Raw genomic sequence first — 8,113 nt, forward strand, 5'->3', positions numbered from 1 at the left:
CGGATGCTGATCTCGGTGACCGCCACGGCGCCGCCCCACCCGTTCCGCCGACCGTTCCGTCACTCACCATAACGGCGCGAGTGCCCTCCGCGTCAGTCCCTCGGCCGTGGCTCCGCCGGCCCGGGCGCCGTGGCCCGCGCGTCACCCGGGCCGCCCCGCCTCCCGGGACGGGCGCCCGAACCGATCAGGATTCGAGAAGCCCCGCGCGCACAGTCGTGCCTAGCCTTTTCCCATGAACCTCACCATTCACTGGACCTTCCTCCCGCACACCGACCCGGACGCCTCGCTGGCCTTCTACCGCGACATCCTCGGCTTCGAGGTCCGCAACGACGTCGGCTACGGCGGCCTGCGCTGGATCACCGTCGGCCCCGCCGACCAGCCCGGCACGTCCGTCGTCCTGGAGCCGCCGGCCGGCGACCCCGCCACCACCGACGAGGAGCGCCGCACCGTCGTCGAGATGATGGCCAAGGGCACCTACGCCCGCCTCGTCCTGGCCACCGACGACCTCGACGCCACCTTCGCCCGGCTGAAGGCCGCCGGCGCCGAGGTCGTCCAGGAGCCGACCGAGCAGCCGTACGGCACCCGCGACTGCGCCTTCCGCGACCCCGCGGGCAACATGATCCGGATCAACGAGGTCCGCTGAGCCGTCCGGCGACCCCGGACCGGGCCGACACCGCGACCCGCACGGACGGCCCGTGCGCGGCCCCGGTCGCCTCCCGGCCGTACCGCCGCGCGGCAGCACGGCCGGGGCGACCGCGCCGACGGAGGAGAACCGGACTGTCGGCGGAAGCTGGTTGGATCGAGCGGGCGACGCCGACGGAGACCGCGAAGGCGGCCCGCATGACGGATGGAGAGACGACAATCATGGCCCCGAGGACGGATTCGCAGCCGCCTGCGCCGCACGCCGCCGACCGCCACGACGTGATCCGCGTGCACGGCGCGCGGGTGAACAACCTCAAGGACGTCAGCGTCGAGATCCCCAAGCGCCGGCTGACGGTGCTGACCGGTGTCTCCGGCTCCGGCAAGAGCTCCCTGGTGTTCGGCACGATCGCGGCGGAGTCGCAGCGGCTGATCAACGAGACCTACAGCGCCTTCGTCCAGGGCTTCATGCCGACCCTGGCACGGCCCGAGGTCGACGTCCTCGAAGGGCTGACGACCGCGATCATCGTCGACCAGCAGCGGATGGGCTCCGACCCGCGTTCCACGGTCGGCACCGCCACCGACGCCAACGCGATGCTGCGGATCCTCTTCAGCCGCCTCGGCGAGCCGCACATCGGGCCGCCCAGCGCGTACGCCTTCAACGTCCCCTCGGTCCGGGCCAGCGGGGCCATCACCGTCGAGCGCGGTGCCAGGACGACGGTGAAGGCGACCTTCAACCGCACCGGCGGCATGTGCCCGCGCTGCGAGGGCCGGGGCGCCGTCTCCGACATCGACCTCACCCAGCTCTACGACGATTCGAAGTCGCTCGCCGAGGGCGCGTTCACCATCCCCGGGTGGAAGTCGGACAGCTTCTGGACGGTGCGGGTCTACGCCGAGTCCGGCTTCCTCGACCCGAACAAGCCGATCCGCGAGTTCACCAAGAAGGAGATGCAGGACTTCCTCTACCGGGAGCCGACCAAGGTGAAGGTCGAGGGGGTGAACCTCACCTACGAGGGGCTGATCCCCAAGATCCAGAAGTCGTTCCTGTCCAAGGACAAGGAGTCGTTGCAGCCGCACATCCGGGCGTTCGTGGAGCGGGCGGTCACCTTCACCACCTGTCCCGAGTGCGAGGGCACCCGGCTCGCCGAGGGGGCCCGGTCCTCGAGGATCGGGCGGATCAGCATCGCCGACGCGTGCGCGATGCAGATCAGCGACCTCGCCACCTGGGTCGCCGGCCTGGCGGAGCCCTCGGTGGCGCCCCTGCTCACCGCGCTGCGGCGGACCCTCGACTCGTTCGTGGAGATCGGCCTCGGCTATCTCGCGCTCGACCGGGCGTCGGGCACGCTGTCCGGCGGCGAGGCGCAGCGCGTCAAGATGATCCGCCACCTCGGCTCCTCGCTCACCGACACCACCTACGTCTTCGACGAGCCCACCGCGGGCCTGCACCCGCACGACATCCAGCGGATGAACGACCTGCTGCTGCGGCTGCGGGACAAGGGCAACACGGTGCTCGTGGTGGAGCACAAGCCGGAGACGATCGTGATCGCCGACCACATCGTCGACCTCGGCCCGGGCGCCGGCACGGCGGGCGGCACCGTCTGCTTCGAAGGCACCGTCGAGGGGCTGCGGGCCAGCGGCACCGTCACCGGCCGCCACTTCGACGACCGGGCGTCCGTCAAGGAGACGGTGCGCAAGCCCACCGGCACGCTGGAGATCCGCGGCGCGTCGACCAACAACCTGCGCGACGTCGACGTCGACGTCCCGCTCGGGGTGCTGGCCGTCGTCACCGGTGTCGCCGGCTCGGGCAAGAGCTCGCTCGTGCACGGATCCCTGGCCAAGGGCCCGCTGGCCGCCGACAAGGAGGTGGTCTCGGTCGACCAGAGCCCGATCCGCGGCTCGCGGCGCAGCAACCCCGCGACGTACACCGGACTGCTCGACCCGATCCGCAAGGCGTTCGCCAAGGCCAACGGCGTGAAGCCGGCCCTGTTCAGTGCCAACTCCGAGGGTGCCTGCCCGACCTGCAACGGCGCCGGCGTCGTCTACACCGACCTGGCGATGATGGCCGGGGTCGCCACCACCTGCGAGGAGTGCGAGGGGAAGCGGTTCCAGGCGGCGGTGCTGGAGTACCACCTCGGCGGCCGCGACATCAGCGAGGTGCTCGCGATGTCGGTGACCGAGGCCGAGGAGTTCTTCGGCGCGGGCGAGGCGCGCACCCCGGCCGCGCACGCCGTTCTCGCGCGGCTGGCCGACGTCGGGCTCGGCTACCTCAGCCTCGGCCAGCCGCTCACCACGCTCTCCGGCGGCGAGCGGCAGCGGCTCAAGCTGGCCACCCACATGGCCGACAAGGGCGGCGTCTACATCCTCGACGAGCCGACGGCCGGCCTCCACCTCGCCGACGTCGAGCAGCTGCTGGGCCTGCTCGACCGGCTCGTCGACTCCGGCAAGTCGGTCATCGTCGTCGAGCACCACCAGGCGGTCATGGCGCACGCCGACTGGATCATCGACCTCGGTCCCGGCGCCGGCCACAACGGCGGCCGGATCGTCTTCGAGGGCACCCCCGCCGACCTCGTCGCCGCCCGGTCGACCCTCACCGGTGAGCACCTCGCCGCCTACGTCGGAGCCTGAGACCGCCCGCCCCTACGGACACCCTGCCCGGTGTCCGTAGGGGCGGAGGTGTCCGTGCGAGCCCCGGCCGCGGCTGCCCCGGTCCCGGGCGCTGTGGGAGACTGATCGGGTGAAACGGCCAGACCTCGACGACCTCGTCCGGCTGCGGCGGGCCCGCGACCGGATGGACCGCGACTACGCCGAACCGCTCGACGTCCTGGCCCTGGCACGCGACGCCCTGATGTCCTCGGGCCACTTCTCCCGCAGCTTCCGCGCCGCCTTCGGCGAGACGCCGTACAGCTACCTGATGACCCGCCGCATCGAGCGGGCCAAGGCGCTGCTGCGGCGCGGCGACCTCACGGTGACCGAGGTCTGCTTCGCGGTCGGCTGTACGTCGCTCGGGTCGTTCAGCACGCGCTTCACCGAGCTGGTCGGCGAGAACCCGAGCAGCTACCGGGCCCGCAGCCACGAGGACGGCGCGGCCGTCCCGGCCTGCATCGCCAAGATCCACACCCGGCCGGTCAGGAACGGGGAAGCGGGCGCCGCCGCCCGGTCGTAGCCTGGGCCGCATGGAGATCAGGCTCTCGCAGTGCTTCATCGCCGTCGACGACCATGACAGGGCGATCGCCTTCTACCGCGACGTCCTCGGCCTGGAGGTGCGCAACGACGTCGGGTTCGAGGGGATGCGCTGGGTGACTGTCGGCGCGCCCTCGCAGCCGGACGTGAACATCGTCCTCGAACCGCCGCTCGCCGACCCGAACGCCTCGGCGGCCGACAAGCAGGCCATGGCGGAGCTGATGGCCAAGGGCCTGCTGCGCGGCGTCATCTTCGCGACGGACGACTGCGACGCCGCCTTCGAGCGCGTCAGCGCCGCGGGCGGGGAGGTGCTGCAGGAGCCGATGGACCAGCCCTACGGCGTCCGTGACTGCGGCTTCCGCGACCCGGCCGGCAACCTGGTGCGCTTCACCCAGTCCCTCGGGAAGTGAACCCCCGCCGGGCGCCGCTCGGCGGCCGGCACCCGCGCCGCGGAGGCCGCCGTCCGGCGGCGGACCGTTCTGGCACCACGTGGTGAGTCGATCCGGCCACGAGCAGTCTCCGCCCGCGCCCGGCCGGGGGTTCCCGGCCGGGCGTTGTGCACGGGGGGCTCCGCCCCCGCTGCGGGCCCGCTGAGCAGGCTCCGCCCACGCACCATTTCCCCGGACAGCGCCCGGCGGCCACGGCCGCCGGGCGCCGCGGCGTGCCCGGCCGGGGCGAAGACCGGCCACTCCGCGCCCCCTGCCGGCCCGCGGGGCCGCGGGCGACCTCCCGGCCCGTGATGCGACGGCCGTCCGGCGCCGGTGCTCCGGCCCGCTCCGGCCGCCAACGTCGCAGGTCAGCGGGACGGCCGGGCGCCGCGTGCGGTGAAGTGGCCGAAACCGTCATGTTATATGACCTGTGACATTGTTCTGACCTTCATTCGATGCCAGGATCCACGCCAATCTCCTTCATTCAGCTCGACCCCACGTCAGGCTGCCCCCACTCGAAGAAGGATTCAGCGTGCACCTGCGCATACGCCTCTCCACGCTCGCCGCCGGCGTCGTCGCCTGTTGTGCCACGGCCACCGCCGTGCTGCCGGCCCAGGCCTTCGCGGCACCCGCCGCCGTCACCGCCGTCACCGCCGGACCGGTCCCGGCCGCGACCACCCCTGCCACCGCGACCGCCCTGGCCGCCGCCGCGAAGCCGGCGGGCCTGTCCGCCGCCGGCGCGACGACGGAGTCCGAGAGCCTCGCCGCCCCCGCCGCTCCGTTGCCCCCGGCGCTGCTCAGCGAGACCCTGATGGGCGAGCCGGCCGCCACGGCCGCGACGCGTGCCCCGGTTCGGCCCAAGTCCCCGCTGGCGCAGGCCCCGTCGGGTGCTGCCGCGGCAGCCGCCGCGCAGAGCTGCACCCCGGCCGACTTCGCCGGCCACACCGGTGCCGACCTGGTCGCGTTCCTCAAGAGCTCGACCACGGACTGCGTCTCCGCGCTGTTCACCAACGGCGGCACCGACCCGGGCATCTTCAAGCAGTCCCGGATGCTGTCCGTCGCGGCCGGCTTCAAGGACCTGGCGGCCGGCTACACCGGCGACAACTCGACCGGCATCCTGCAACTGGTGCTCTACCTGCGGGTGGGCTACTACATCCAGTCCTACTACCCCGACGCGGCCGGCCCGTACACCAACGAGCTCACCGCCGCCGTCAAGGCCGGCCTGGACGCGTTCTTCGCCGGCGCCCGCTGGCACGACGTCACCGACACGAACGGCGTCGTGCTCAAGGAGGTGCTGACGCTCACCGACAGCGCCAACATCCAGGCCGACCACCTGGGCGTCTACAAGCGGGTGCTGGACGACTACAACAACTCCTACAACGCGTTCCCGCAGATGGTCAGCGCGGTCAACTCCGTGCTGAGGTTCCCGCTCTGGCGGGGCAACACCAACCCGAACTTCGTCAACGCGCTCGGCGCCGACCCGAGCCTCGTCACGTCCCTCGCCAACTTCGCGATCAACCACAAGGACCTGCTCAGCGGGCCCAACGCCGTCCTCGACACCAACGCGGGCAACGACCTGGCGCGGATGGCCGGGAGCAGCCCCGCCGTCGAGGCCGCGGCCAAGCCGCTGGTCAAGCAGGTGCTGAACGCCGCGCCGCTCCTCACGGCCGACGCCTCGCTGTACGTGCACACGGCGTTCCAGGCCACCGTCTACAACAACGGCCAGTGCTCGTACTACGGCATCTGCGACCTGCCCGCCAAGCTCACCGCGGTGGTCCTGCCGAACCAGCTGGTCTGCGACAACCGCACCATCCAGGCCCAGGCCCTGTCGGCCGCCGAACTGGCCACCGTCTGCGCCAGCCTGCGCAACGAGGACGCGTTCTTCCACAACGTGGTCAAGGACAACGGGCCGATCCCCAACCAGTACAACAAGACCGTCACCCAGGGGATCTTCGCCAACAAGACGGACTACACCACCTACTCGTGGGCCATCTTCGGCAACTCGACCGACAACGGCGGCCAGACCGTCATGGACCCGACCGACCCGAACAACCGGGCCGTGAACGTGATGTACCAGAAGGCCTGGAACACCAAGGACCCCGCCCGGGTGTGGAACCTCAACCACGAGTACACCCACTACCTGGACGGCATCTACGACATGAAGGGCAACTTCACCACCCAGACGTCCGTCCCGGACATCTGGTGGGTCGAGGGCCTCGCCGAGTACATGTCCTACAGCTACCGCGCCACCACCGACACCGACGCGATGGCCCAGGCCGCCCAGCACACCTACAAGCTGAGCACCGTCTTCCAGAACACCTACGGCAACTCGGACTCGACCCGCGTCTACCCGTGGGGCTACCTGGCCGTCCGGTACATGCTGGAGAGGCACCCGGCCGAGGTCCAGACCATGCTGAGCCGCTTCCGGGTGGGTGACTACACCGGTGGCTACGCGGTCTACAACAACCTCGGCACCTCCTACGACGCCGACTTCGACGCCTGGCTGACCGCCTGCGCCGCCGGCGCCTGCTACGCCGCCGGCCCGACCGCCCTGTTCGACCCGTCGGTGAACGGCGCGACCGTCAGCGTGACCGAGCGGTCCGTGCAGACCGGCCCGGGCCGGATCACCGCCTGGCACTGGACCTTCGGCGACGGCACCTCCTCGGACGAGCGCAACCCGAGCCACACCTACGCGGCGGCCGGCACCTACACCGTCGCCCTGACCGCCACCGACGACACCGGCCGGACCGCCACCACCCCGGCCTCGGTCACCGTGACCGCCGCCCCCGTCGCGCTGCCGAGCTGCACCGACCCGCGCACGGACGCGATGGGCCCGAACTGCTCGCGGGCCGGCCGCGCCGCGACCGCCGGCAACACCGACTACCTGTACGTCTACCTGCCGGCCGGCACCACCACGCTGAAGGTCACCACCTCCGGCGGGACCGGTACCGCGCACCTGTACTACAACCCGGGCACCTGGGCCTCGCCGAGCGCCTTCACCGCCTCCTCCACCGGCACCGGCACCACCCAGTCCCTCACCGTCACCAACCCCACCGCCGGCTACCGCTACCTCAGCCTGTACGCCGTCACCGACTTCAGCGGCGTCACGGTCAGCACCCAGTTCTGACCCCGACGAAGCACCGTTCGGTGGGCTGATCGCTGATCGCTGATCGAGCCACGAGCAGTCCGTGCGAGCGCTCGGCCGGGATCTCCCGGCCGAGCGCTCGGCGTTGGCAGCCCGGCCGTCGCCCGCAGCGGCCGGACCGGGCCCACCCGCTCCGCCCGGGCCGCTGAGTCGTTGACAGGGCATGGCTGGTGAGATGGGTGGCGGTCCGGAGCGGGCGCCGATGGTGTGGGCGTTGGCGGTGCGCGAGACGGCGGACGGGGCGCCGTTCGCGGAGGTGATCGTGGAGGTCGGCCCCGGGCTGCACGGTGAGCTCGTCGAGAACCTGGTGGACAGCGGGTTCACGCTGGCGGCGGGCGAGCCGCCGGACACGACCGGGGTGCTGGAGGTGCGCGGGCCGCGGCTGGCCAGACTGGTGCTGGTGGGCGGGCGGCAGGTGTGGGAGCCCGCCTCGCCGGTCGAGGCCTCGCCCGGCTGGGTGGCGGCGGCCGGGGACCGGGGGCGGGCCATCGTGCTGGTGGTGCCGCCGGGGACGTGGCCGCCGGGCCTGATGTCCCTGGCCCCGCAGGAGCGGATCGACCTCTTCACCCGGAGCCTGGAGGAGGCACGGGCGGCCGGGCGGGTACTGCACGGCACGGCCGCCGTCGATGGAGCGGGAGCCGGCGGCGCCGGGGTCGAGTGATGCGGCGGTGTCGACCATGAGCGGGCGGCCGTTGTTGTCGACGGCGCCGAGCAGCAGGGG

Annotated in this window: 6 protein-coding genes; all 6 read left to right on the forward strand. The window is 72.1% G+C overall.

The window, feature by feature from the left end:
• Window positions 1–232 precede the first annotated feature (232 nt).
• Complete coding sequence (locus tag ACWDRR_RS41420) at window positions 233–643, forward strand: VOC family protein (protein WP_449777488.1); 411 nt, start codon at window positions 233–235, stop codon at window positions 641–643.
• A 221-nt stretch (window positions 644–864) separates the two neighbouring features.
• Window positions 865–3,264, forward strand: a complete 2,400-nt coding sequence (locus ACWDRR_RS41425) for an ATP-binding cassette domain-containing protein (RefSeq protein WP_449777489.1) — start codon at window positions 865–867, stop codon at window positions 3,262–3,264.
• A gap of 109 nt (window positions 3,265–3,373) precedes the next feature.
• Window positions 3,374–3,802 carry a helix-turn-helix transcriptional regulator gene (locus ACWDRR_RS41430; RefSeq protein ID WP_449777490.1) on the forward strand — a complete coding sequence of 143 codons (429 nt, stop codon included), beginning with the start codon at window positions 3,374–3,376 and terminating at the stop codon, window positions 3,800–3,802.
• Window positions 3,803–3,812: 10 nt separating this feature from the next.
• Window positions 3,813–4,229: a VOC family protein gene (locus tag ACWDRR_RS41435; RefSeq protein WP_449777491.1), complete on the forward strand. Its 417-nt coding sequence runs from the start codon at window positions 3,813–3,815 to the stop codon at window positions 4,227–4,229.
• 550 nt (window positions 4,230–4,779) lie between these two features.
• A complete protein-coding gene (locus ACWDRR_RS41440; RefSeq protein ID WP_449777492.1) occupies window positions 4,780–7,374 on the forward strand; it encodes a collagenase in 2,595 nt (864 codons plus the stop codon).
• Between the two features lie 181 nt (window positions 7,375–7,555).
• On the forward strand, window positions 7,556–8,053 hold the full coding sequence (locus tag ACWDRR_RS41445) for a hypothetical protein (RefSeq protein ID WP_449777493.1): 498 nt from the start codon (window positions 7,556–7,558) through the stop codon (window positions 8,051–8,053).
• Window positions 8,054–8,113: the final 60 nt, after the last annotated feature.

The organism is Kitasatospora sp. NPDC003701 (genome assembly GCF_053587085.1).